Raw genomic sequence first — 24,231 nt, 5'->3', positions numbered from 1 at the left:
ACTTTTAATTAGACCAGTAAATTATTGTTTAAAAAATTTATATAAGTTAAAATAAAAAGTATTGAACATTATTATTTTACAACACATAAAAATTGAAGATCCTGGTTATATAAAAGACCTTATGCTAACTGATGGATTAAATTTAACTACCATTCAGTTAGATGAAGGTAAAAAAATACCAGATGATTTAAGTAAATTTGATGGAATGTTTTGCATGGGGGGTCCAATGGATACCTATATGGAACAAGAATATCCTTGGTTAATAGAAGAAAAGAAAGCAATTAAAGAATTTGTTGTTAATTTAAAAAAACCCTATTTAGGTTTTTGTTTAGGTTGTCAGCTTTTAGGAGAAGTGATTGGTGGAAAAGTAGTTAAATCTAAACCAGCAGAAATAGGAATTATGGATATTAATTTCTCTAATGAAAAAGACGAAGATAAATTATTTTCAAAATTTCCTAATACGATTAAAAGTTTACAATGGCACTCTTATGAGGTTCAAGGTATTGAAAATAATAAAGATGTAACTTTATTAGCCTCTTCTCCAATTACCAAGTATCAAATCTTTAAATATCAAAACCATGCTTATGGAATTCAATTTCATATAGAAATTAAAGACACCACAGTCAATGAGTGGGGATGTGTACCGGAATACAAAAAAGCTTTAGAGGATCAGCTTGGTAATGGTGCATTAGAAAAGTTTGACCAATCTGCAAAAGATAACATGAAAGATATGAATAACTATTCTACAATCCTTTATGATAATTTTAAAAAACTTTTATGAATAATAAGATCTTTGAATGGGCAGGGGTTATAACTGCAATATTATATTCCTTGTTTGTTGCTTTAAATATAGGAATAGAATTTTTTGGTTTTTGTCTATTGCTTTTGTCAGCTATTTTAATTGGAATTTGGGCTTATAGGGGTGGTCATAAAGGAATTTTGTTATTACAATTTTTTTATGCAACAGCTGGAATTATTGGGATGGTTCGTTGGTTTTAGTTAAAAGTCGAGACTATTTTGGGAATATAATTTTTAAAATTAAAAAATCCTTTATTGCAGTATTGCCAAGCCAATTGATCAAGATTTCTATATAAAAAATCTATCTTTAAATTATTCGAATTTAAAAAATCTAAATTTTCACCTACCGTTGGATATAAACCATAACAATTTTCAATATTTGTTAATTCACTTATATCTATAATTTGACAATCAATAGATTGATTTTTTAATCTTTGTTCTTGGTCTTCTATTAAATGAGATTTAAATTTCACTAACTTTTCACTGAGTTTTATTACTCTATTTTCATTTTTATTAGAAACTAGATAAATTTTTTTAAAGTTGTTATCTTTAAAGTCAGTGATTTCAAACGAGAGATTATTTTCAAAAATTAAAAGATTCTTATTCTCAATTTTTTGCGGGTTATTGAAATTCTGTTTAATTATTTGATAAGATTTTTCAGATACTTTTGGAGGAGCATTTTCATTTAATTTTATATTTTGAAATCTATTGTTAGTGAATTTTTTAATATTCCATTCACTTGCAAGGTAATGTTTCCCTTGAGTTTGAACTCCAGCAACCCATCGCCAACCAAGAGTATTTGATGCAGCATCCCCATCATAAAGATGTTGCAGAAAAAATTCTGCACCCAATTGCCAAGGTAATTCTAAAGTAAAAATCCAAATACTGGCAAACCACATTCTGGTGTGATTATGTAAATAATTATTCTCTTTTAGTTCTTTTACCCACTCATTAAAACACTCTATCTTAGTTTTTCCTTCTATCGCAGAAAAATAATTTTGATTATTTTTAAATTCATTTTTTATTTTGTTTAATTCAACAAGATAATCTGTCCAAACATTTGGTCTCAACTCTAACCAACCTTTCCAATAAGTTCGCCATAAAACTTCTTGAATAAACTTTTCGTTTTTTGAAAAAGAAAATTTGTTTAGTGATTTTTGAATTATTTCTTGTTCATTAATTATCCCATGGGTGATGTAAGGAGACAAACAAGAAACATTTGATCTCTTTTCTGGTCCAAAATCAAAATTTCTTAACTTTGAATATTCAGATAAATTTTTTTCTACAAACTCATTTAATTTCTCAATAGCCTTTGCCCTTGAATTTTCAAATTTCATAGTGATTTATGATCGTAATCTTTTTTTGTGATAATTAATAAATCTTTCAACACTAGATTTTTTGAAAGATTTATTTTCTTCAAACGAAACTTTTTTCATTGAATATGCCAAGCTATTTGTCCGTCTAGACTCTGTTATTATGTTTCCTTTATAAAGTTTAAGTTTCACTGATCCGTTAACTTTGCTTTTTTTGAGGTCCACAACTTTTTGAAGATTAGATCTTTCTTTAGAATACCAATATCCATTATAAATAAGCTCAGCATATCTAGGCATTATCTGATCTTTTTTATGCATAGTTTCTTTATCTAAAGTTACAGATTCAATTGCTCTCTGTGCATGGATTAATAAAGTTCCTCCTGGTGTTTCATATACACCTCTAGATTTTATTCCTATAAATCTATTTTCAACTAAATCGACTCTTCCTATCCCATTTTTTCCAGCAATATTATTAAGTTTCTCTAATAGTTTTGAAGGAGACATTTTTTTTCCGTTGATTGCAAAAGGGTCTCCTTTTTTAAAATTAATTGTAACAAAGGATGGTTTACTTGGAGCTTTTTCAGGAGAATTAGTTCTTTGAAAAATAAACTCTGGAGCTGAATTTCTTGGGTTCTCTAAGACTTTTCCTTCTGTTGAAGTATGAAATAAATTATCATCTACTGAGAAAGGTGGAGCACCTTTTTTGTCTTTAGGAATTTCTATTTTATGTTTTTTTGCATAATTTATTAAATCAGTTCTAGATTTTAAATTCCAAATTCTCCAAGGTGCTATAACTTTTATTTTAGGCCCAAAATAATGATAACCAAGCTCAAATCTTATCTGATCGTTCCCTTTTCCTGTCGCTCCATGTGAAACAGCATACGCTTTAAATTTTTTTGCTATTTTAATTTGATTTTTAGCAATGAGCGGCCGAGCAATTGAAGTTCCTAGTAAATAAAATCCCTCATAAATTGCATGCCCTCTTATCATAGGGTAAACATAATCTTTAACAAATTTATCTTTTAAATCTTGAATTATAATTTTTTTAACACCAAATTTTTTTGCATTAGAAGTTATTTTTTTTCTATCAATTTTTTGACCTATATCTGCAGTGTAACAAATAACTTCTGCATTATAATTTTCTTGTAGCCATTTTAAAATTATAGAAGTATCGAGGCCTCCAGAATAAGCCAGAACAATTTTTTTCTTTGGTTTCATCAATTAGCTACAAGCTGATTTTGCAGCATTATAAGCTTTAGTAAAACCTAGAAGTGAATAATGATCTATTGTTTGAGAACCTTTTTGATTATACCCTGTAATCATAATTCTGGAACCTTTTTTCATAACTTTAATCATTTTTTTTTCAATTTTGTTATCAGCGATCCAAGCAAAACCTTGTTGTACAATATCAAATTTAATTTTATTTTTTCCAGATATTGCAGTAACAGAATTATTTTTATTAAATTCATAACCAGGACTAGCGCTTACTTCATCTTTAATTTTTTCACTTGGTCTAAAAGTTACAAATAATCTTGCATCTCTTTTATTTGATTTTGGTGCCTGTAAAACTGGAGTTGATTGTGCAAAACATACGGTTCCAGTTTGTTCAATTAAAATCATTGTTTTCCAATCTTTAAATTTTCCAATTTCTTTTAACTCTTCTGCTTTTAGTGGTGTTATGGATAGGGAAACAACTAACAAAAAGTATATGTAATATTTTTTAATTAAGGACATGGATTTGGGTAAATTTTTTGAATTTCATTTATTTCATCAACAATTTCATTAGTTAAATTAATATTTACACTTTCTATGTTAGTTTTCAACTGGTCCATTGTAGTAGCTCCAATAATTACGCTTGTCATGAAAGGTTGAATCTCACAAAATTTCAATGACATTTGAGTAAAATCTATATTATACTTTTGAGCAATTTCATAATAAGCATCGACAGCTTTAGATGTATTTGGCTTGTTGTAACGTGTCCAAAAGTCCCCGTCTCTCTCAAGCCTTGAATTTTTTGGCAATTGATTATCACGATATTTTCCAGTTAAATAACCACTTGCAAGAGGTGAATATCCTAATAATCCTATTTCCTCTCTGATAGAAATTTCTGCTAATCCTACCTCATATGTTCTATTCAATAAACTGTAGGGGTTTTGAATACTCAACATTCTTGGCAAATCATTTCCTTTTGCCAAACTAAGGCATTTAGAAACACCCCAAGGGGTCTCATTTGACAATCCAATATTTCTTATTTTTCCTTCTTTTATGAACTTACTTAAATAATTCAAAACATCTTCGAATCTATTCCACTCTTTACTTTCATTATGCTCATAACCTAGTCTACCAAAGGTATTTGTATTTCTTTCTGGCCAATGTAATTGATATAGATCTATATAATCAGTTTTTAATCTTTTTAGACTGTTATGAAGAGCTTCTGTCATTCTTTTTAAAGTGTAGTTATTTCCGCCACCTCTAATATATTCTCTAGCTGGCCCTGCAACTTTAGTAGCTAAGATTACTTTGTCTCTTTTTTTTGTTTTCTCAAACCAGTTTCCAATAATTATTTCAGTATGACCAAATGTTTCTTCTTTAGGAGGTATTGAGTATAATTCAGCAGTGTCCCAAAAATTTACACCTTGATCTAGGGCATAATCCATCTGCTGAAAACCCTCTTTTTCAGTATTTTGCTCACCCCAAGTCATAGTTCCGAGACAAATTGTACTTACTTTTATGTCAGTATTACCTAATGTTTTGTAATTCATAGAAGTTAAACCTTTTAAGGTATCTTGAATAATTAGTAAAAGACTATTATATCTAACTAATTATGGAATTCGATAAACACGGAATTTTAAACAGAGAAAAAGTAGCTCAGCAATCCACAGCGGTGATGGATGAAGGCTTAAGAGCCTACATGTTAAAAGTTTATAATTATATGGCTACAGGTGTCCTCTTAACTGGTATTATTGCACTGATATCATTTAAAATGTCTGTAATAACAGATCCTAATGGAACGATAGTATCTTTAACTCAGTTTGGAAATGCTATTTATATGTCAGGTTTGAAGTGGATTGTAATGTTGGCACCACTTGGAATTGTTTTTTACATGAGTTTTGGAATAAATAAAATGAGTGCATCAAAAGCTCAAACAACATTTTGGATATTTGCAGCTTTAATGGGACTGTCTTTATCATCAATCTTGCTTGTATATACCGGTTTAAGTGTAACAAGAGTGTTTTTTATATCATCAGCAACTTTTGGTGCGATGAGTATTTACGGCTACACAACTAAGAGAGATTTGACTAAATTTGGATCATTCTTAATGATGGGATTAATTGGAATAATTATTGCTTCATTAGTTAATATATTTTTAAAGTCATCAATGATGTACTTTGTAATATCTATAATTGGTGTTTTGATTTTTGTAGGATTGACAGCATATGACACTCAAAAAATTAAAAACATGTATGTTGCTAGTGATACTGGTGAACTAGTTGGTAAAAAAGCAGTGATGGGTGCTTTAACTCTTTATCTTGATTTTATCAACTTATTTATTATGCTCTTAAGATTGTTTGGTCAAAGAAGATAATTCTAAAGTTTTTTCCAACTTATATTTTTTAATAAGCTTTTTAACTCAAAAGAATTTTTTAATATTTTACCATTTGTATCAGTAATTAAGTATTTTAAATTTTTATTTTTTGGTCTAAAGTTTTTACAAATTTTGTAAAGTGCATTCTCAGTTGCATTTTTAAAGACACTAAAGCTTACTTGTTTACTAGAGATATTCAGTCCATAATCTTTCCATGAGCCTTCTGAAACCATTTTAGCATACAAGTCTAAAATTATTTTCAACTCATCCTTTTCAAAAAAATATTTATCTTCAATTTTTTTATAAGAGTTATTTATTACTAGCTTTAAATTATTCGTCATTAATTTTATATTTGTTAATCAGTCCAATTTGAAAGGCTGTAAATATTATTGTAATAGGCAACATACCCCAAACTTTAAAATTTACCCAAAATTCTTCAGATTGTGTTCTCCATATAAATTCATTTAATAAGGCAAGTCCTAAGAAAAAAAACATCCATCTTTTGTTTAATATTTCCCAACCTAAATCTGTTAATAGAATAGATTTACCTATAATTTTTTTTAAAATTGGTTCTTTCGTAAAAAATTTTCCAAAAAATAATGCTAAAGCAAACATGATATTTATAATTGTTGGTTTTATGTAAATAAATATCGGATCATTAAAATATATAGTCAATCCACCAAAGAATGTTATTAAAACACCGCTTACTAATGGCATTGGAGGAATTTTTTTTTCAAAAAACCAAACAAGTATTAATGAAACTAATGTTGCAATTATTAAGGGAGGTATTGCTACTGCCAAATTTTTGTCATTACTATAATAATAAAAAAAAAATATAGCTAAAGGCCCAAAATCTGTGATAAATTTTAAAATAGACTTATTCACTAAAAAGATATTAACATAATTTACATTTTCTCAGAAACTTTTAATTTTTCTTATTGATTTTTATTTTTAAATCTCCATATTAAATATATGGGAATACAAAAAGCAAAATTTTCAATCGGAGATATTGTTAAACACAAGCACTTTGAATTTAGAGGTGTAATTTATGATGTTGACTTCGAATTTAATAATTCTGAAGAATGGTACCAATCTATCCCAAAAAATGTTAGACCGAGAAAAGATCAACCATTTTATCATTTACTTGCTGAAAATGATGAAATTACCTATGAAGCGTATGTTTCAGAGCAAAACCTTTTATTTGATGACTCTGACGAACCTATCAAACACCCATTAATTGAGGAGATTTTTTCGGGTAAAAAGGGATCGAGCTATTTTAAGCTTTCAAACTAAATATTCATCATTTTAACACATTTAATACAAAACTTAGTCATAGTATTTAGTTATTTTTACACATATCTGGTCAAGAGTGTAAAATATCATTCCATTATTATCTCCCTCTACATTCTTGATCAGATAAATCTTTCATATTAAAATTAACTTTAATTATTTATGTTTAAAATATTTGAACCAAATAAAATCTTTTCAATTACTTCAAGAGCTCCAAAATATGTTTTAATTTTATTTGTATTGGTTCTCTCGATCGGTTTAGTTGAAGCTTTAATCATATCGCCGCAAGATTACAAACAAAGTCATTCAGTTAGAATTATGTATGTTCATGTTCCTGCAGCATGGATTTCACTTGGTATTTTTTCATCAATTACTATTTTGTCTTTAAGCGGGTATATTTTTAAGAATAATAATTTTTTCCTTGTTGCTAAAAGTTTGGCTCCTTCGGGATTAGTTTTCAATATAATTGCTTTGGTCACAGGTTCAATCTGGGGAAAACCAACCTGGGGTACATGGTGGGCTTGGGATGCAAGAATTACCTCAATGCTTATTTTGGCTATATTTTATTTAATGTACTTAGTTGCGTGGAGAATTTATGATGATAGAGATAAAATCATTAAAGTAACTACTCTAATAACCCTACTCGGGATTATTAATGTTCCTATTATAAAATACTCTGTAGATTGGTGGAACACTTTGCATCAACCAGCCTCAATTAATATATTGTCAAAATCAACAATACACTCTTCTATGTTATTTCCATTATTGATAATGACTGCGGCATTTGCTCTTTTTTCTTTGCTGATTTTTTTAATGAAATATAATACAGAGTTGATAAAAATTAAAAATAAAGGCTTAGATAGATTATGATTAATGAATTTTTTTATATGAACGGATATGGTTTATTTGTTTGGTCTGCATTTTGTTTCACTTTAATAAGTTTTATCGCCTTATATACAGTTATAAAAATTCAATATATCAAAGAGAAAAATAAATTTATTTCTAAGTATGGAGCTTTAGACTCGAAGAAAGCAGAAATTGCAAGATCTCATAGTATCAATAAAGAAATTTTGTCTAGTGCCCAGATTATTTAACTTTAAACCATGTATGGCCGAAAAGTTAAGCTAAGATTCTTCTTTATAGTATTAATATTATTATCTTTAATTTTATCTGTATTTTTGATTTTAAAATCTTTAGAGGAAAATGTAGTTTATTTTAAATCTCCTTCAGATGTAAAATTGATCGGGAAGCTAGAAAATAAAAAAATTAGAATTGGTGGCATGGTAAAAAAAAATTCAATTAAAATATCAAGTAATGATATTAATTTTATAATTACAGACTTTAAAAATGAAATTAATGTAATTTATTCAGGAGCAGTTCCAAATCTTTTTTCTGAAGGAAAAGGTGTAGTTGCAGAAGGTTATTTAAAAGATAGAAGTTATTTTGAAGCTTCAAAGATTTTAGCAAAGCATGATGAAAATTATATGCCTCCAGAGGTTAAAAAGGCTTTAGAGGAAAAATAAATGTTGTACAGTTCAATTGGATATTATGCATTAATTTTTGGATTGATGATTTCATTTCCAATATTTTTCTTCTCAATAAAAAATTATAAAAATGATGAAGTATTAGATAATAAAATAATAAATTTTTCCTTTATACAATTAATTTTAGTTATTTTAAGTTTTTTAGGTTTGATATTATCATTTTTATTTTCTGATTTTAGTAATGAGACAGTTTTCAATAATTCGCACACTACAAAACCTATATTTTATAAAATTACAGGTACCTGGGGAAACCATGAGGGAAGTTTATTATTATGGTTATTAGTTTTAACTTTATTTATTTTCATATTTTTGATTAAGACAAAGAGTTTATTAAAAAAATACAGAGTTTTAACTGTACTTTTTCAACAAATAATAATTATTGGTTTTTTTGTGTTTTTAATAACTACCTCTAATCCATTCAATTATGTATTCCCAACTCCAAATGAGGGGCTAGGATTGAATCCAATTTTGCAAGATCCAGCTTTAGCAATTCATCCTCCAATTTTATATTTAGGTTATGTAGGATCATCGATAATTTTCTCTAGTGTGCTTGCAGCAACTGTAACTAAATATATTTCAAAAATTTGGGCCACTCATATCAAAAATTGGATTTTAGTATCGTGGATATTTTTAACTTTAGGAATTCTATTAGGATCAATTTGGGCTTACTACGAACTAGGCTGGGGTGGTTTTTGGTTTTGGGATCCTGTTGAGAATGTTTCTTTAATGCCTTGGTTGGCATTAACTACTCTGTTGCACTGTATTTTGGTTCTAGAAAAAAGATCAACACTTAGTTCTTGGGTTATAATACTATCTATCACAACTTTCAGTCTAAGTATGTGTGGAACTTTTTTAGTTCGTTCTGGAATTTTAAATTCTGTTCATACATTTGCTAATGATCCTGAAAGAGGGGTGTTCATTTTAACTTTCTTGTTTATATTAATTTTTATTTCTTTATTTATTTTTTTTGTTTTTCATAAAATTGAAAAAAATAGCTCATCTTTATTCGCTTTAATTAGCAAAGAGACATCAATACTTATTAATAATTGGTTTATGATGTATTTTTTATCTGTAGTTTTGATAGGAACTATTTATCCAATTCTATTAGATGTTATTTCATCTCAGCAAATTTCTGTTGGACCACCTTTTTATCATAAATTGATGATTCCTTTTTTAATACCGTTTCTAATTTTTATGGCTATAGGTCCACAACTTAAATGGATAAAATCTAAATTAGAGGGAAAAATCAATTTTTTAATTCTTTTTTTGTTATCAATTTTGTTGTCTTTTTTTATCTTAAAGAGTTTAAGTGTAAAACTATTAGTAAATACAATTTTAATTGGTAGTGCTTTTTATTTATTCTTTGTAACTGTTAAAGACTTCCTTTTTAAAAAGATAAAAAATGTGTCTCAAAATTTGTCTCATTTCGGATTTAGTCTTTTAATATTAAGTATTTTATTTAACAATTTTTTTTCAAGCGAGGTAATCACTAATTTAAAAGTTGGAGAAAAATTTATTTCTGATAAGTTCCAAATTACTTTTTCAGATCTTAAAAAGACTGATGAAAAAAATTATATTTCTTTTACTGGTTTTTTTTTAATCAAAGAAAAGGATAATGAGATCAAGTTAAATCCTGAATTAAGAGTATATAACCAGCCAAACATTATAACTAGTGAGGCTGATATCAAAACTTCATTTTTAGAAGATAAATTTATTACAATGAATACAGTTCAAAATGAAGAATTTTTTAACATACGTTATCAAGTGAAACCTTTTATGATTTGGATATGGATTTCAGTATTGTTAATCTCTATGGGTGGTGCTTTGAGTTTTTTCAATAGAAAGCCAAAATGAAAAACAATATTGCTAAATTATTAATTATTTTCTCGTTAATTTTGTTATTTATTATTTTTTATAAAAGTTTAAATAAATCAAATTTATATCAACCAAAAAGCAACATCAAATTTATCCCTTCATTTTCAGCAATCACTTTTTTTTCTAAAGAGGAATTGAATTCTGAAAAAATTTTTTATGAAAATAAATTTTATTTATTTAATATCTGGGCATCTTGGTGTCTTCCATGTGTAGATGAACATCCATTTCTGATAGAATTAAGTAAAAATTCTCAGCTGGAAATAATTGGTTTAAATTATAAGGATAATTTTGAAAATGCAAAAAAATTCTTAGACGAATTGGGGAATCCATTTAAAAAGATTTTAATTGATAGAGATGGAACGAAAGCCATTGAATGGGGAGCTTACGGTGTTCCTGAAAATTTTTTAATTTATGAAAATAAAATTGTGAAAAGATTTATTGGACCACTTGATGGTATAACTGTAGATGAAATTAAAAAAATTATAAATGAAAATTATTAAACTCTTTATATTTATTTTAGTACTATTAAATTTTAATAAGGCCCTAGCTATTGAAGATAAACTACAAAACAAAATAACGAAAAATTTGAGATGTTTAATTTGTCAAGGTCAATCCGTTTATGACTCTGACTCTGAATTTGCTATCAGTTTAAAAGTTGTAGTAAAAAAGAAAATAGATGAAGGTTTATCAGAGAGCCAAATTTACAGCTTTTTGACGGATAAATACGGTGAGTGGATTTTATATGATCCAAATTTCAATAAAAATACATATTTCTTGTGGTTTTTACCTCTATTGATCTTCTTATTTGGTGGTGCAATAATATTTAAAAAGATTAATAAAAGTTAACATACAATGTAAAAAATATTTATGATTTTAAAAAAATTAGCTTTAATTTTAATTATAATATTTACTGTAACAAATTTATTTGCCGGAGAAGAATTAAAGAATAAAAATAACGAGCATCAAATAAATTTTTACACAGGTAATTTTGATTTTAGCGATCATAAACAAAAAGCTATTTTATTCGGCATTCAACATCAAAATGAAAACCTTAATAGGAATACTTTCCTTGGCAACATCTCTCCAATTACGGGTGGTTTTATAACAGAAAATTCTGCAGCATATGTTTATACTGGTGTTGAATGGAATGTTGATATGGGAGGCGGACTATTATTTACACCAAGTTTTGCTCCAGGATTATACCATGAGGGAGATGGTAAAGATCTTGGTCACGTTCTAGAATTTAAGTCTGAGGTTCAACTATCATATGCTACCTCAGATAAGTCAAGTTTTGGTTTGTCTTATAATCATGTATCTAATGCTAGTTTAGGGGATAAAAACCCTGGAGCAAATAGTTACATGTTCAATTTCATTAAAAATTTCTAAAATAGTCTTATGAATTTAAATGATTGTCATAATTTTAGTGATTTTAGAAAATTAGCTCAAAAAAAATTACCTTCACCAATTTTTCACTATATTGATGGTGCAGCAGATGATGAAATAACATATGCTAGAAATACAAGTTCTTTTGATGATGTTGATTTAGTACCAAATGTTTTAAGAGGTGTAGAAAATGTTGATTTATCCACAACAATATTTGGAAAAAAATTAGATTTACCTTTTTATCTTTCGCCTACAGCTCTTCAAAGATTATTTCATTACGATGGTGAAAGAGCTGTTGGAAAAGCAGCAAAAAAATTTAATACAATGTTTGGAGTTTCAGCATTAGCGACAGTTAGCGTAGAAGAAATATCCTCAATGATTGATACTCCAAAAATGTTTCAATTTTATTTTCATAAAGATCGAGGTTTGAATGACTCTTGTTTAGAAAGAGCTAAAGCTGCAAAATTCGATGTTATGGCATTAACAGTTGATACTATTACTGGAGGTAATCGAGAAAGAGATTTGAGAACAGGATTTACATCACCTCCAAAATTAACTTTGTCTAGTTTATTGAGTTTTGCTGTTAAACCAATGTGGGGTATAAATTATTTAACAAAAGGTAAATTTGAATTACCTCACTTGCAAGATTTTGTTAAAGAAGGGACTGATACTAATACTTCAATAGGAAATTATTTTTCCACAATGTTAGATCAGTCGATGAATTGGAAAGATGCAGAAAAACTATGTGCTCAATGGGGGGGTCATTTTGCTTTAAAAGGGGTAATGAGTGTAGAGGATGCTAAAAGAGCAGTCGACATCGGATGTACTGGTATTATGGTTTCAAATCATGGTGGAAGACAATTAGACGGTTCTAGAGCTCCTTTTGATCAATTGGCAGAAATTGTTGATGCCGTTGGTGATAAATTAGATGTGATCTGCGAAGGTGGAATTCATAGAGGAACTCATATGTTGAAAGCATTGTCACTAGGTGCAAAAGCATGTTCAGGAGGAAGATTATATCTTTATGCGTTAGCTGCTGGTGGTCAAGCAGGTGTTGAAAGGGCCATAGAGAAATATAAGTCAGAATTAGTAAGGGATATGAAATTAATGGGCTGCACCAAAATAAGTGATTTAAATAGAAACAATTTAAGATTTAGAAAATAGTGAGTTTAAAAAATTGTTATAACTTTAACGATTTTAGAAAGCTTGCAAAAAAAAAATTACCCTCACCAATTTTTCACTATATTGATGGTGGTTCAGACGACGAAACGACCCTAAAAAGAAATACAAAGTCTTTTGATGATTGTGATTTAGTTCCTAATATTTTAGCTAGTGTTGGAAAACCAGATTTATCTACAACAATTTTTGGAAAAAAAATTGATATGCCAATTTTTTTATCACCATGTGCAATGCAGAGACTATACCATCACGATGGAGATAAAGCTTCAGCGAGGGCGGCTGATAAATATGGAATATTTTATAGTATGTCAACTATGGCAAATAATACGATAGAAGAAATTTCAAATGTATCTGGAGGTCCAAAACTATTTCAACTTTATGTTCATAAAGATCAATCTATCACTGATGATTTGATCGACCGCTGTAGAAGATCAGGATTTGATGGTATGTGTCTGACAGTTGATACTTTAGTTGCTGGTAACAGAGAAAGAGATCATCGAACAGGTTTTACAACTCCTCCTAAATTAACTTTGAAAAGCTTAATGAGTTTCGCACTTCATCCTGGATGGGTATTTAATTACTTGACTCATGGTAAGTTTAAATTAGCAAATGTAGCTAACAAAACTGATAAGGGAACTAATATTGCAAAATCTGTTATTGAATACATTAATGAGCAATACGATCCGGCAATGAATTGGAAAGATGCTGAGTATTGTGTAAAAAAATGGAATGGACCTTTTGCATTAAAAGGAGTCATGTCAGTTGAAGATGCAAAAAGAGCAATTGATATTGGGTGTTCTGCTATAATGATTTCGAACCATGGTGGAAGGCAACTTGATGGATCTAGATCTCCTTTCGATCAAGTAAAAGCTATTTCAGATGCTGTAGGAGATAAGCTTGAGATCATTCTTGACGGAGGTGTAAGAAGAGGCACACATGTACTTAAAGCTATAGCTGCAGGTGCAAAAGCATGTAGCTTTGGTAAAATGTTTTTGTTCTCTTTAGCCGCAGGAGGTCAGCAAGGCGTTGAGCATTTACTTAAAAATATGCATGATGAAATAAACAGAAATATGATTTTAATGGGCTGTAAAAGTTTAAAAGAGTTGAATAGTTCAAAATTAATCTATAGAAATTAGAGAAAAATTATGAAATTAGCAAAAAGTTTAGAGAGATTAGGAACTGAATCAGCTTTTACTGTTCTCGCGGAAGCGAAAAAACTAGAAGCTCAAGGTAAGCCAATGATCCACTTAGGGTTGGGACAACCAGATTTTAAAACCCCTCAACATGTAGTTGACGCAGCAAAGAAAGCTTTAGACGACGGACATCATGGATATGTAATGTCCAATGGTATTGCCGAATGTCGACAAGCTGTGACAAGGTGGATAAAAAAACGTTACAACGTTGAGATAGATTTTGAAAGAATTTTAATTATGCCAGGTGGAAAACCCACAATGCATTATGCTATTCAATGTTTCGGAGAGCCAGGTGCAGAAATTATACACCCTACTCCCGCTTTTCCAATTTATGAGTCTATGATACATTATACAGGCTCGACATCTGTTCCATATGATCTTACAGAAGATAAAGATTTAAAATTCAATCCAGACAAAATATTATCTTTAATTACAGATAAAACACGATTGTTAATTTTAATTAATCCTAATAACCCAACAGGAAGTTTCGTTGAAAAAAGAGATATAGATTTTTTAGCCGATGGCTTAAAGAAATATCCACATGTAACAATATTAAGCGATGAGATTTATAGCAGACAAATTTTTGACGATAAAGAAATGCCTTCATTTTTCAACTACCCAGAGTTAAGAGAAAGATTGATAGTTTTAGAAGGTTGGAGTAAAGCCTATTCGATGACAGGTTGGAGACTCGGTTGGAGCTTTTGGCCACAACATTTAATTGAGCATGTTAATAAATTATTAATAAATAGTGTATCTTGTGTAAACGCCGCCGCTCAATTTGCCGGAATTGCAGCACTAGATGGACCAGATGACTCAATTAATGAAATGATGGAAAAATTTACTCAACGAAGAGAATTAATTTACAAAGGTCTTAATGACTTACCGGGTGTTGAATGTAGTTTACCCGGAGGAGCTTTTTATGCTTTCCCAAAAGTAATTGGTACTGGAATGAATGGTGCTGAATTTGCAAGAAAAGCAATGCATGAGGCTGGGGTAGCAATTGTACCTGGATCAGCATTTGGTGAAACTTGCCAAAATTATGTAAGATTTAGTTTTGCCGCTTCTAGGGATAATATTTCTCAAGCATTAGAAAATATTAAGAAAATGCTAACTAAATAAGATGTATTTTTCTCTTAATATTTATTAATATCTTTTGGTATGAATGAACAAGTCCAAGCAGAGTTGAAGAAAATGCTTAACGGTAGATTTTCAACTTCAGTGTCCGCCAGAGCTAATTATGCTAGAGGAGAAGATACTTATGATCCAATATTATCCCAAGCAGTAGTTTTTCCAGAAACCAATGAAGAGGTTTCGAAAATATTAAAAATATGTAATGAGCATAAAATACCTGTTGTTCCTTTTGGAACAGGAACCTCGTTAGAGGGAAATGTTGTAGGAAATGAGAATGGAATAACTATTTGTTTGGAGAAGATGAATAAAATTTTAAGTGTAAATGTTGAGGATTTTGATTGTAGAGTTCAAGCTTGTGTAACAAGAGAACAATTAAATGAATACTTAAGAGAGGATGGTGTTTTTTTTCCAATTGACCCAGGGGCAAATGCTGCTTTAGGTGGAATGGCTTCGACTTCAGCGTCAGGTACAATGGCCGTAAAGTATGGCACAATGAAAACAGTTATATCGGGTCTTACCGTAGTTTTACCTAATGGTGATATTATAAAAACTGGTGGTAGGACTAAAAAAACATCTGCTGGATATAATTTAACAAATTTATTTATAGGTTCAGAGGGGACTTTAGGAATTATAACTGAAGTCCATTTAAGACTATCCCCTATTCCAGAAAGCATAATGAGTGCTGTATGTCATTTTTCTTCATTAGAAGATGCTGTTATGACAGCTCAACAGGTTATTCAGTATGGAGTTCCAATTGCTAGGATAGAAATGCTTAACGCTGATCAAATGGGAATTAGCATTAATTATTCAAATTTAAAAGATATTGAAGCAGTTCCAACTTTATTTTTTGAATTTCATGGATCAGAGGTGTCAAATAACGAAAATATTAAAATTGTAGAAGAATTATCCAAAGATAATAATGGTAGCTCTTTTAAATGGGCCAAAGATTTAGATGAGAGAAATAAACTATGGAAAGCAAGATGGGATGTATATTATTCAGTTAAAGCTATACATGATAATGGACGAGTTTATTCTACTGATGTATGTGTTCCAATTTCGAAGATTACAGAGTGTGTAAAATTTGCAGAGGAACAAGCAAAAAAATTTGGAGTAAGAGCTCCAATGGTAGGTCATATGGGTGATGGTAATTTTCATGTGGTTCTACCTTACGATCCAGCAAAAAAAGAAATGTATAAACAAATAAGAGCCTTTAATGATACTTTGATAAGAAAAGCATTAGAACTCAATGGGACTATTACAGGCGAACATGGTGTAGGACTTCACAAAAAAGAGTACCTACTAGAACAACATCCAGATAATATCCCGGTTATGAAATCGATTAAAAGAACTCTAGATCCAAATAACATCATGAACCCTGGCAAGATTTTTGATCTTAACTAATTAAAAATTAAATGAAAAAAATTTTGATTACTAGAAAATTGATTAAAGAAAGCGAGGATAAAGCTACAAAAACTTTTGATCCGATTTTTAATACAAATGATGAATTATATTCTCAGTCAAAAGTAGTTGAAATGTCTAAAGGTTGTGATGGGATTTTAACATCACTTACTGACAAAATGGATAAAGAAACTATTGATAAACTCCCAGATTCTGTCAAAATAATTTCAAATTTTGCGGTGGGTTTTGGAAATATTAATTTAGAAGCCGCCAAAAAAAGAGGAATTATAGTAACAAATACACCTGAAGTTTTGTCAGATGCAACAGCTGAAATTGGAATATTATTAATTTTAGGTGCTTGTAGAAGAGCGTCAGAGGGAATTTCATCTGCCAGAGAAGGTGGTTGGAAATGGTCTGCAGACTATTTAATTGGAAAACAATTGACCGGAACAAGACTAGGAATTTTAGGTATGGGAAGGATAGGTCAAAAAATAGCAAAAATAGCAAGATCGCTTGGAATGATAATTCACTATCATAATCGGTCAAAACTAAGTGATGATAAAGAGCTTGGGGCGATTTATCATAAAGACATAAAAAGTCTTTTTTCAGTTTCTGATGTTTTATCTATTTGTTGTCCAGCAACTAAAGAAACAGAAAACATGATCAATAAAGAAACAGTGGAATACTTCCCTAAAGGGGCAGTTATAACTAATGTTGCTAGAGGTGATATAGTTGATGATGATGCTTTAATAGATGCTTTAAATAGAAGAAAAATTTATGCTGCTGGTCTTGATGTTTACAAAAATGAGCCCAATTTAAATCCAGGTTATTTAAAAATAAAGTCAGTTTTTATTCTACCTCATTTAGGAAGTGCTACGAAGGATACTAGAATTGCGATGGCAAATCTTGCAATTGATAATGTTGATGAATTTTTTAAGACTGGAAATTGTAAAAACAAGGTAAATTAATTCTACTCTAGATTGTATTATATAATAATTCTGCGACATAAGAGTTTTTTTTTAGAAAGACTCTAATCTGAATCTATGCTTTAATTAAGAGAGTTAATTAACTTTAATAGGAGTAATAATGACAAAAGAAAATAAATCATTGAAGATTAAAACATCTTCAAGACGTAAGTTCTTTAAAACTGCTGCTAAAGCTGGTGCTGTAGCTGCAGCTGCGGTTGCAATGCCAAACATAGCAACTGCTGGCGGTCATAAAACTTTAAAGATGCAGGCTGCATGGCCAAGTGGAGCAAACATCTTTTTTGAAATGGCTGGAGACTACTGCAAAATGGTAGATGAGATGTCTGGAGGTACACTTAAGATTGATCTTCAACCAGTTGGAGCAGTCGTAAAGACTTCAGAAATCGGACAAGCAGTAAGTTCTGGTGTAGTAGATATGGGTCACTGGGTGACTGCATATTGGTATGGTAAAAATCCAGCTGCATCATTATTTGGAACTGGTCCTTCATACGGTATGTCATCTCAAGAAGTTATGGGATGGATGGAGTATGGTGGAGGAAGAAAACTATATGACGAAACTCTTGCAAAAGTAGGTTTCGACTACATTGGTTTTTTCCATATGCCTATGCCAGCACAGCCTTTTGGTTGGTTCAAAAAGAACGTAACTAAAGTATCTGATGTTAAAGGTATGAAGTACAGAACAGTTGGTCTAGCGACTAACGTTTTAACTGCAATGGGAATGGTAGTTAGACAATTGCCAGGTGGTGAAATTCAGCCAGCTATGAAAACTGGTTTGATTGAAGCTGCTGAGTTTAACAACCCAACTTCAGACTCTCAATTTGGTATGCAAGACGTTTCTAAGCACTATCACTTAGGAAGCTTCCACCAATCTCAAGAGATGTTTGAAATACCAGTTAACAAAAAAACATATAATAGTTTATCACCTGCACACCAAGCAATATTGAAAAATGCTGCTTATGCTGCAAACAGTGATAACTACTTTAAAGCTTTAGTAAGATACTCAGCTGACTTAGCTAAGTTAATGAATGAGCATAAAGTAAATGTTTACCAAACTTCAGATGAGATTTTAGCTCAACAATTAAAAGGTTGGGACAAAGTAATTGGCGACTTCAATAAGAAAGATCCTTTCTTTAAGAAGATTGTTGATTCTCAAAAAGCTTATGCGAAGAGAGTAATGAAGTACTTGCTGATGAATCAGCCTAATTACAAACTTGCATATGAAAATGAGTTTGGTCCAATTGGAAAAGTTAAGATATAATTAACTTTTACAAATTTTAATGAGGGGGCTTCGGCCCCCTTTTTATTTGATTAATCCATAACAATTCAATAAAAGTTTATATCTATGATGAGATCTTATATAAAATTCGCTGATCGATTGAGTGTCTCAATGGGTAAAGCATTCTCATGGTGTATAGTAATTTTGATGGGTGGAACATGTTATGAAGTTTTTATGGCATATGCTTTAAATGCCCCAACCTTATGGAATTTCGATTTTAGTCTTCAGATGTATGGTGCAATTTTTATGATGGCAGGAGCTTATACTTTATGCACTGAAGCTCATGTAAGAGGAGATGTTATATACAGGTTATTTTCTCAAAGAACGCAAGCTTGGATAGATGTAGTTTTATATTTTATTTTCTTTTTTCCTGGTGTCATTGCATTAGCTTTTTATGGTTATGAATATGCAGCACTTGCGTGGAAGATTAAAGAAACAAGTTGGAATAGTCCTGCACAAATTCAAATTTATATGGCAAAATCTTTAATACCTTTATCTGGAACGCTTTTAACACTCCAAGGAATTGGTGAGGTATTTAGATGTATCATTTGTATTCAAACAGGTAGTTGGCCTGAAAGAGGTACAGAGCGCGACGCTGAGGAAACTGAAAAAGTATTAATGAGAACTTCACAAGAAGGAAACAAAGAAGATGTTATTTAGTTTAACAAATCCAGAAGTAGCAATTATGATGATGGGGATATTTCTATTTGCCGTTCTATTAGGCTTTCCTATTGCGTTTACTTTAATGGCAATGGGTTTAGGTTTTGGATACTACGCTTATTTTGATCCAACCAAGATGGAGCATCTCTTTGATAATAGGATATTCCAACTTTTTGTTCAAAATACTTATACTGTAATGGATAACAACGTATTGACCGCAGTTCCCCTCTTTTTGTTTATGGGATATTTAGTTGAAAGAGCTGGTATTGTAGCAAAATTATTTTTTGCAATAAGACTAGCATCTCACAAACTTCCAGCTTCAATGGCAGTTGCTGCATTAATTACCTGTGCATTATTCTCTACTGCTACGGGTATCATAGGAGCAGTAGTAACGTTAATGGGTCTTCTTGCTTGGCCAGCAATGATTAAAGCTGGTTATGATAAAAAATTTGCATCTGGAATTATCTGTTCAGGTGGTTGCTTAGGAATTTTAATTCCACCTAGCATTATGTTAATCGTCTATTCTGTAATTGCGCAATTATCTCCTTTAAGATTGTTTGCAGCTGCAATCTTTCCAGGATTGATGCTAGCAGGACTTTATATCGGTTATGCAGTATTTAGGGCTTGGATGAATCCTTCAATAGCTCCAAAACCTGCAGCAGAGGAAATACCTCCTACTGCAGTAATTATGAAAGAAGTTTTAGTTTCTTTCTTACCTTTATTCTCATTAATAATCCTAGTTTTGGGAACAATACTTGCAGGTATAGCAACCCCAGCAGAGGCAGCCGCTGTTGGTGCATTTGGTTCATTAGTGCTGTCATATTTTTACAAAACCCTTAAATGGAAAAATTTTAAAGAGTCAGTTTTTCTTACAGCAAAAACAACAGCTATGATTATGTGGTTATTTATTGGATCTTGGACTTTTGCCTCAGTATTTTCATACTTAGGTGGCCATGAAGTTTTTGAGCATTTTTTTAAATCTTTAAATTTACAACCTTGGCAGTTTTTAGTTATTACCCAATTGATTATATTTTTATTAGGCTGGCCTCTAGAATGGACCGAGATATTAATTATATTTGTGCCAATCTTTTTACCATTAGTTGAATTTTTTGGTGTTAATCCATATTTCTTTGCAATGCTAATTGCTTTAAATTTACAAACTTCATTTTTGACACCCCCCATGGCAATGTCAGCATATTATTTGAAAGGAGTTCAATCAAAGAATGTTGAACTTATGGAAATTTTTGGAGGAATAATGCCTTTCTTAGGAATTGTAATTTTAGCGATGGTTCTAATGTATTTATTCCCAGGAATAGCACTTTGGTTACCAGAGACATTATTTGCAAATTAATTTTTGAATGACAGATATATTTTCTTTAAGTCTTGAGGAATTAGCAAAAAAAATAAAAGATGCTCAACTAACATCAGTCGAAGTTTGTGAAAAATATATTGAAAGAATAAATAAGTTTGAAAAAGATGTAAAAGCTTGGGCACATTTTGATAAAAAAGTTTTATTAGAAAAAGCAACTGAGGCTGATGATCATAGAAGATCAGGAAAACCAGTAGGACCACTGCATGGAGTACCGATAGCAGTGAAAGATATTATAGGAACTGTTGATATGCCCACTGAGTGTGGAACTGTAATCAGGAAAGGAAAATCGTATTCTCAAAATGCTGAAATAATTGATTTGCTTCATGCATCAGGAGCAATTGTTATGGGCAAAACAGCAACCTCAGAGCTTGCCTACCTAGGACCGCCAGTTACAACTAATCCACACGATAAAGATAGAACACCAGGTGGTTCATCTAGTGGATCAGCAGCTTCGGTTGCTTCCTTTATGGCACCAGCTTCTATTGGTTCTCAAACAGGAGGATCTGTAATAAGACCAGCGTCTTATTGCGGTGTAGTTGGTTATAAACCAAGCTATGGATTAATTTCAAGAAACGGAGTTCTAAGAACCTCATACAGCTTAGATCAAATTGGTATGTTTGGTCGTAAAGTTGAAGATGTAGCAATGTTAGCTAAGGTATTAATAAAGAAAGATAAATATGATCCAGCTACAATCCATTACTCTACAGAAAATATTCTATCTGAAACGAAGAAAGGCCCAATTTTTGAGCCTAAGTTTATTTTTTATAAAACTGACCATTGGAAAATAATTGATAAAAAATCAAGAGAGTCTTTTGAATATTTTATTAAATCTTTTAAAAAAAATATTGAGATATTTGATACTCCGTCATATTTTAAGGATATCCACAGATATCATCAAATTATTCATGAAACAGACTTAGCCAATAATTTTTCTGTTTATTATCAAAAATTTAAAAAGAAACTTTCAAAGTATATGCAGGATGCTATTTCAAATGGAAATAAATACACCGCAAAAGAATATGCTGAGGCAATCGATTTTATGAAAAGAAGTTATGAGTCTTATGAAGAAGTATTTGAAGATTATCATGGAGTACTATCCCCATCTAGTCCTGGTGTTGCACCTAAAGGATTAAAGAGTACTGGAACAGCAGAATTTAACAAAGTCTGGTCTTATCTAGGTACCCCTTGTATATCACTGCCTTTACTTGAGGGCGAAAATAATCTACCATTAGGAGTTCAATTAATTGGCAACAAATATGATGATCATAGATTTTTAGGTGTTGCCAATTGGCTTGAAAAGGAGTGTCAGGATTAATTGTATGAATAAAATAACAACAATAATAGGTTTGTCATTTGCTGTTTTCTTTTTAATTGGTCTAGCGACTACCCTTACTAGATCAATGATGATTGGTTTTTTAGATGTAATACCGGTTTATTTGTTAATGGGTGCTGCCATCATAATGATGATTTACGAAGCCTTCTTCGATAAAAGTTAATTTACCGTAAATTGAATAATTCGAAAAAAAATTTTTTTTCATTTTCCTTATTATTTATCCAGCCAATTTTTATGGCTAGTAATCTTGTTGTAGCTAGAGGTGGTGTCGAGTTTGTACCCCCAATATCATTAGCTTTTTGGAGATGGACACTAGTTTTTTTGATATTATTGCCTTTTACATACATAACATTAAAAAAAAATTTTAAGATTATTAAAAAAGAATATAAAAAATTATTTTTTTTAGGCTCAATGGGATGTGGAGTATGTGGAGCCTTTCCATTTTTAGCAGGTGAGACTACAACTGTAACGAATATGGGAATTATTTATACTTCTTCGCCAGTGTTCATAATTTTGATTTCATACTTTTTTTTTCATGAAAAAATAAATTTCACAAAAATAATTGGATTAATCGTTTGTTTAATAGGTGTCTTCACAATCATTATAAAAGGAGATTTAGATTTATTTATTAATTTACAATTTACAATTGGTGATTTATGGATGTTGGCTGCCGCTATTGGATGGGCATTATATTCAATTTATTTGTTTTACTGGAATTCAGAACTGAAAATTTTTGAAAGATTTACTTTAATATCATTTTTTGGAGCCTTAAGTTTATTACCATTCTATATAGGTGAGGAAATATTTTATAAACAGACAGTTTTCATACCAGAATTTTATTTTTGGGTAATTTTTGCTGCTATCTCGCCAGGAATAATTGCTTTTACACTTTACACTGTCGCTCAAAAAAAATTAGGCGCGTCCTTGACGGGCTTCACTCTTTATGTTTTTACAGTATATGGAGCAATTTATGGTTATTTTTTATTTGATGAAAAATTTGAAAATTATCATTTCATTGGAACAATCCTTGTGTTTTTTGGCATATACTTAGCAAAGAAAAAAAATGTTAAAAAAGTCTAGGAATATTTTGTTGTTATTATTTCAAATAATTTTTTTTGTTTATTTTTTAATCTTAGTTTTTTTATATTTTTATCAGAGAAATTTATTATATCATCCAAACGAAAATAATTATTCTGGTGATCAAATATCAGTCCCTATTGAAAAAGTAAAAATTAAGACGGAGGATAATATTGATTTATTGGGCTGGTTTCATGAAAAAGACTTAGAAAAATATAAAACGGTTTTATTTTTTCATGGAAATGCTGGTACCCTTGAAAATAGAATTCATAAATTAAACCATTTCCATAAAATGGATGTTAATTTTTTAATAATTGCCTGGAGAGGGTTTAGTGGTAATAAAGGTAAACCATCTGAGGAAGGCCTTTATAAAGATGGAAGAAGTGGAATAAATTGGTTATTTAGAAAAGGTGTTAAAGAAGAAAATATTGTTATTTATGGCGAGTCATTAGGAACTGGTGTCGCAACTCATTTGTCACAAAATAAAAATTTTGCTGGTGTTATACTGGAAACTCCTTTTACTTCTATGATTGATGCAGCCAAAACGTTTTATCCATATATTCCTGTTAGTTTATTATTGAAAGACAAATTTGATAATAAAAGCAAAATTAAGAATATAAAAGTTCCAATTTTGATAATGCATGGTGAGGCTGATCAAATAGTTCCATTTTTTATGGGAAAAAAAATGTATGAAAAAGCCAATGAACCGAAATATTCTTTTTTTACAAAACATGACAATCATATGATGGAGTATGACGAAAACCTTGTTAAAGCCCTTAAATCATTTTTAAAAAGTTTAAATTAAGCCACAATATCAACAAATATACTTCAGAATTT

Annotated in this window: 29 protein-coding genes; 23 read left to right on the top strand and 6 right to left on the bottom strand. The window is 30.3% G+C overall.

The features are described 5' to 3' along the window. The first annotated feature begins 61 nt into the window (after positions 1–61). Entirely contained in the window at positions 62–781 is a 720-nt protein-coding gene (locus AMN95_RS00515) for a type 1 glutamine amidotransferase (RefSeq protein WP_075522054.1), read from the top strand. Then, positions 778–999: a hypothetical protein gene (locus tag AMN95_RS00510; protein WP_023854586.1), complete on the top strand. Its 222-nt coding sequence runs from the start codon at positions 778–780 to the stop codon at positions 997–999. The genes AMN95_RS00515 and AMN95_RS00510 overlap by 4 nt, the downstream gene beginning before the upstream one ends. Here AMN95_RS00510 and AMN95_RS00505 read toward each other — a convergent pair. From AMN95_RS00505 to AMN95_RS00490, 4 genes are read right to left on the bottom strand one after another with little or no spacing between them, the layout of a single operon-like run. After that, a complete protein-coding gene (locus tag AMN95_RS00505) occupies positions 996–2,135 on the bottom strand; it encodes an FAD-binding domain-containing protein (protein WP_075522053.1) in 1,140 nt (379 codons plus the stop codon). The genes AMN95_RS00510 and AMN95_RS00505 overlap by 4 nt on opposite strands. A 6-nt stretch (positions 2,136–2,141) precedes the next feature. Next, positions 2,142–3,329 carry an argininosuccinate synthase gene (locus tag AMN95_RS00500; RefSeq protein ID WP_075522052.1) on the bottom strand — a complete coding sequence of 396 codons (1,188 nt, stop codon included), beginning with the start codon at positions 3,327–3,329 and terminating at the stop codon, positions 2,142–2,144. 3 nt (positions 3,330–3,332) lie between these two features. Continuing rightward, the gene (locus tag AMN95_RS00495; RefSeq protein ID WP_256997905.1) at positions 3,333–3,812 is read right to left on the bottom strand and encodes an invasion associated locus B family protein; all 480 of its coding nucleotides are present in this window, start codon (positions 3,810–3,812) and stop codon (positions 3,333–3,335) included. Positions 3,813–3,835: 23 nt separating this feature from the next. Continuing rightward, on the bottom strand, positions 3,836–4,873 hold the full coding sequence (locus AMN95_RS00490; protein WP_075522050.1) for an aldo/keto reductase: 1,038 nt from the start codon (positions 4,871–4,873) through the stop codon (positions 3,836–3,838). Between the two features lie 62 nt (positions 4,874–4,935). Here AMN95_RS00490 and AMN95_RS00485 point away from each other — a divergent pair, with 62 nt between their 5' ends. Continuing rightward, positions 4,936–5,697, top strand: a complete 762-nt coding sequence (locus tag AMN95_RS00485; protein ID WP_075522049.1) for a Bax inhibitor-1/YccA family protein — start codon at positions 4,936–4,938, stop codon at positions 5,695–5,697. Between the two features lie 2 nt (positions 5,698–5,699). Here AMN95_RS00485 and AMN95_RS00480 read toward each other — a convergent pair whose 3' ends face one another. Both AMN95_RS00480 and AMN95_RS00475 read right to left on the bottom strand, forming a co-directional pair. After that, a complete protein-coding gene (locus AMN95_RS00480; RefSeq protein WP_075522048.1) occupies positions 5,700–6,038 on the bottom strand; it encodes a DUF2794 domain-containing protein in 339 nt (112 codons plus the stop codon). Then, the gene (locus AMN95_RS00475) at positions 6,028–6,582 is read right to left on the bottom strand and encodes a septation protein A (protein WP_075522047.1); all 555 of its coding nucleotides are present in this window, start codon (positions 6,580–6,582) and stop codon (positions 6,028–6,030) included. Before AMN95_RS00475 ends, AMN95_RS00480 begins: the two co-directional genes overlap by 11 nt. A gap of 87 nt (positions 6,583–6,669) precedes the next feature. On the opposite strand from AMN95_RS00475, the gene hspQ reads away from it, so the two are divergent. From hspQ to AMN95_RS00380, 20 genes are all read left to right on the top strand, one after another. Then, positions 6,670–6,990 carry a heat shock protein HspQ gene (gene hspQ, locus AMN95_RS00470; protein WP_075522046.1) on the top strand — a complete coding sequence of 107 codons (321 nt, stop codon included), beginning with the start codon at positions 6,670–6,672 and terminating at the stop codon, positions 6,988–6,990. Between the two features lie 159 nt (positions 6,991–7,149). Beyond that, positions 7,150–7,857 (top strand): heme ABC transporter permease CcmC, encoded by a 708-nt coding sequence (ccmC, locus tag AMN95_RS00465; RefSeq protein ID WP_075522045.1) that lies wholly within the window; start codon positions 7,150–7,152, stop codon positions 7,855–7,857. Then, positions 7,854–8,081 (top strand): hypothetical protein, encoded by a 228-nt coding sequence (locus tag AMN95_RS00460; protein ID WP_075522044.1) that lies wholly within the window; start codon positions 7,854–7,856, stop codon positions 8,079–8,081. The genes ccmC and AMN95_RS00460 overlap by 4 nt, the downstream gene beginning before the upstream one ends. A 9-nt stretch (positions 8,082–8,090) precedes the next feature. Beyond that, a complete protein-coding gene (ccmE, locus tag AMN95_RS00455; protein WP_075522043.1) occupies positions 8,091–8,510 on the top strand; it encodes a cytochrome c maturation protein CcmE in 420 nt (139 codons plus the stop codon). Continuing rightward, positions 8,511–10,385, top strand: a complete 1,875-nt coding sequence (locus AMN95_RS00450; protein WP_075522042.1) for a heme lyase CcmF/NrfE family subunit — start codon at positions 8,511–8,513, stop codon at positions 10,383–10,385. Then, positions 10,382–10,906: a DsbE family thiol:disulfide interchange protein gene (locus tag AMN95_RS00445; RefSeq protein WP_075522041.1), complete on the top strand. Its 525-nt coding sequence runs from the start codon at positions 10,382–10,384 to the stop codon at positions 10,904–10,906. The genes AMN95_RS00450 and AMN95_RS00445 overlap by 4 nt, the downstream gene beginning before the upstream one ends. Next, a complete protein-coding gene (locus AMN95_RS00440; protein ID WP_075522040.1) occupies positions 10,893–11,252 on the top strand; it encodes a cytochrome c-type biogenesis protein in 360 nt (119 codons plus the stop codon). Before AMN95_RS00445 ends, AMN95_RS00440 begins: the two co-directional genes overlap by 14 nt. 21 nt (positions 11,253–11,273) lie before the next feature. Beyond that, entirely contained in the window at positions 11,274–11,792 is a 519-nt protein-coding gene (locus AMN95_RS00435; RefSeq protein WP_075522039.1) for an acyloxyacyl hydrolase, read from the top strand. Positions 11,793–11,801: 9 nt separating this feature from the next. Further along, positions 11,802–12,953 (top strand): alpha-hydroxy acid oxidase, encoded by a 1,152-nt coding sequence (locus AMN95_RS00430; RefSeq protein ID WP_075522038.1) that lies wholly within the window; start codon positions 11,802–11,804, stop codon positions 12,951–12,953. Beyond that, positions 12,953–14,104 carry an alpha-hydroxy acid oxidase gene (locus tag AMN95_RS00425; RefSeq protein ID WP_075522037.1) on the top strand — a complete coding sequence of 384 codons (1,152 nt, stop codon included), beginning with the start codon at positions 12,953–12,955 and terminating at the stop codon, positions 14,102–14,104. Before AMN95_RS00430 ends, AMN95_RS00425 begins: the two co-directional genes overlap by 1 nt. A 9-nt stretch (positions 14,105–14,113) precedes the next feature. Then, complete coding sequence (locus AMN95_RS00420; protein WP_075522036.1) at positions 14,114–15,280, top strand: pyridoxal phosphate-dependent aminotransferase; 1,167 nt, start codon at positions 14,114–14,116, stop codon at positions 15,278–15,280. 39 nt (positions 15,281–15,319) lie between these two features. Next, complete coding sequence (locus AMN95_RS00415) at positions 15,320–16,693, top strand: FAD-binding oxidoreductase (protein WP_075522035.1); 1,374 nt, start codon at positions 15,320–15,322, stop codon at positions 16,691–16,693. Positions 16,694–16,704: 11 nt separating this feature from the next. Continuing rightward, entirely contained in the window at positions 16,705–17,658 is a 954-nt protein-coding gene (locus AMN95_RS00410; RefSeq protein ID WP_075522034.1) for a 2-hydroxyacid dehydrogenase, read from the top strand. Between the two features lie 118 nt (positions 17,659–17,776). Next, a complete protein-coding gene (locus AMN95_RS00405; protein ID WP_075522033.1) occupies positions 17,777–18,934 on the top strand; it encodes a TRAP transporter substrate-binding protein in 1,158 nt (385 codons plus the stop codon). A gap of 87 nt (positions 18,935–19,021) precedes the next feature. After that, positions 19,022–19,612: a TRAP transporter small permease subunit gene (locus AMN95_RS00400; protein ID WP_179850330.1), complete on the top strand. Its 591-nt coding sequence runs from the start codon at positions 19,022–19,024 to the stop codon at positions 19,610–19,612. Beyond that, positions 19,602–20,963 carry a TRAP transporter large permease gene (locus AMN95_RS00395; RefSeq protein WP_075501351.1) on the top strand — a complete coding sequence of 454 codons (1,362 nt, stop codon included), beginning with the start codon at positions 19,602–19,604 and terminating at the stop codon, positions 20,961–20,963. Before AMN95_RS00400 ends, AMN95_RS00395 begins: the two co-directional genes overlap by 11 nt. Before the next feature lie 7 nt (positions 20,964–20,970). Further along, positions 20,971–22,299 (top strand): amidase, encoded by a 1,329-nt coding sequence (locus AMN95_RS00390; protein WP_075522032.1) that lies wholly within the window; start codon positions 20,971–20,973, stop codon positions 22,297–22,299. A gap of 4 nt (positions 22,300–22,303) precedes the next feature. After that, positions 22,304–22,480 (top strand): hypothetical protein, encoded by a 177-nt coding sequence (locus AMN95_RS05600; RefSeq protein ID WP_179850329.1) that lies wholly within the window; start codon positions 22,304–22,306, stop codon positions 22,478–22,480. An 11-nt stretch (positions 22,481–22,491) separates the two neighbouring features. Beyond that, positions 22,492–23,397, top strand: coding sequence for a DMT family transporter (locus AMN95_RS00385; protein ID WP_075522031.1), 906 nt, complete (start codon positions 22,492–22,494; stop codon positions 23,395–23,397). Further along, positions 23,381–24,199: an alpha/beta hydrolase gene (locus AMN95_RS00380; protein WP_075522030.1), complete on the top strand. Its 819-nt coding sequence runs from the start codon at positions 23,381–23,383 to the stop codon at positions 24,197–24,199. Before AMN95_RS00385 ends, AMN95_RS00380 begins: the two co-directional genes overlap by 17 nt. Positions 24,200–24,231 lie beyond the last annotated feature (32 nt).

It is taken from the genome of Candidatus Pelagibacter communis (assembly GCF_001180185.1).
GTDB lineage: Bacteria > Pseudomonadota > Alphaproteobacteria > Pelagibacterales > Pelagibacteraceae > Pelagibacter > Pelagibacter ubique_F.
This window is presented reverse-complemented; position numbering and strand designations above follow the sequence as displayed.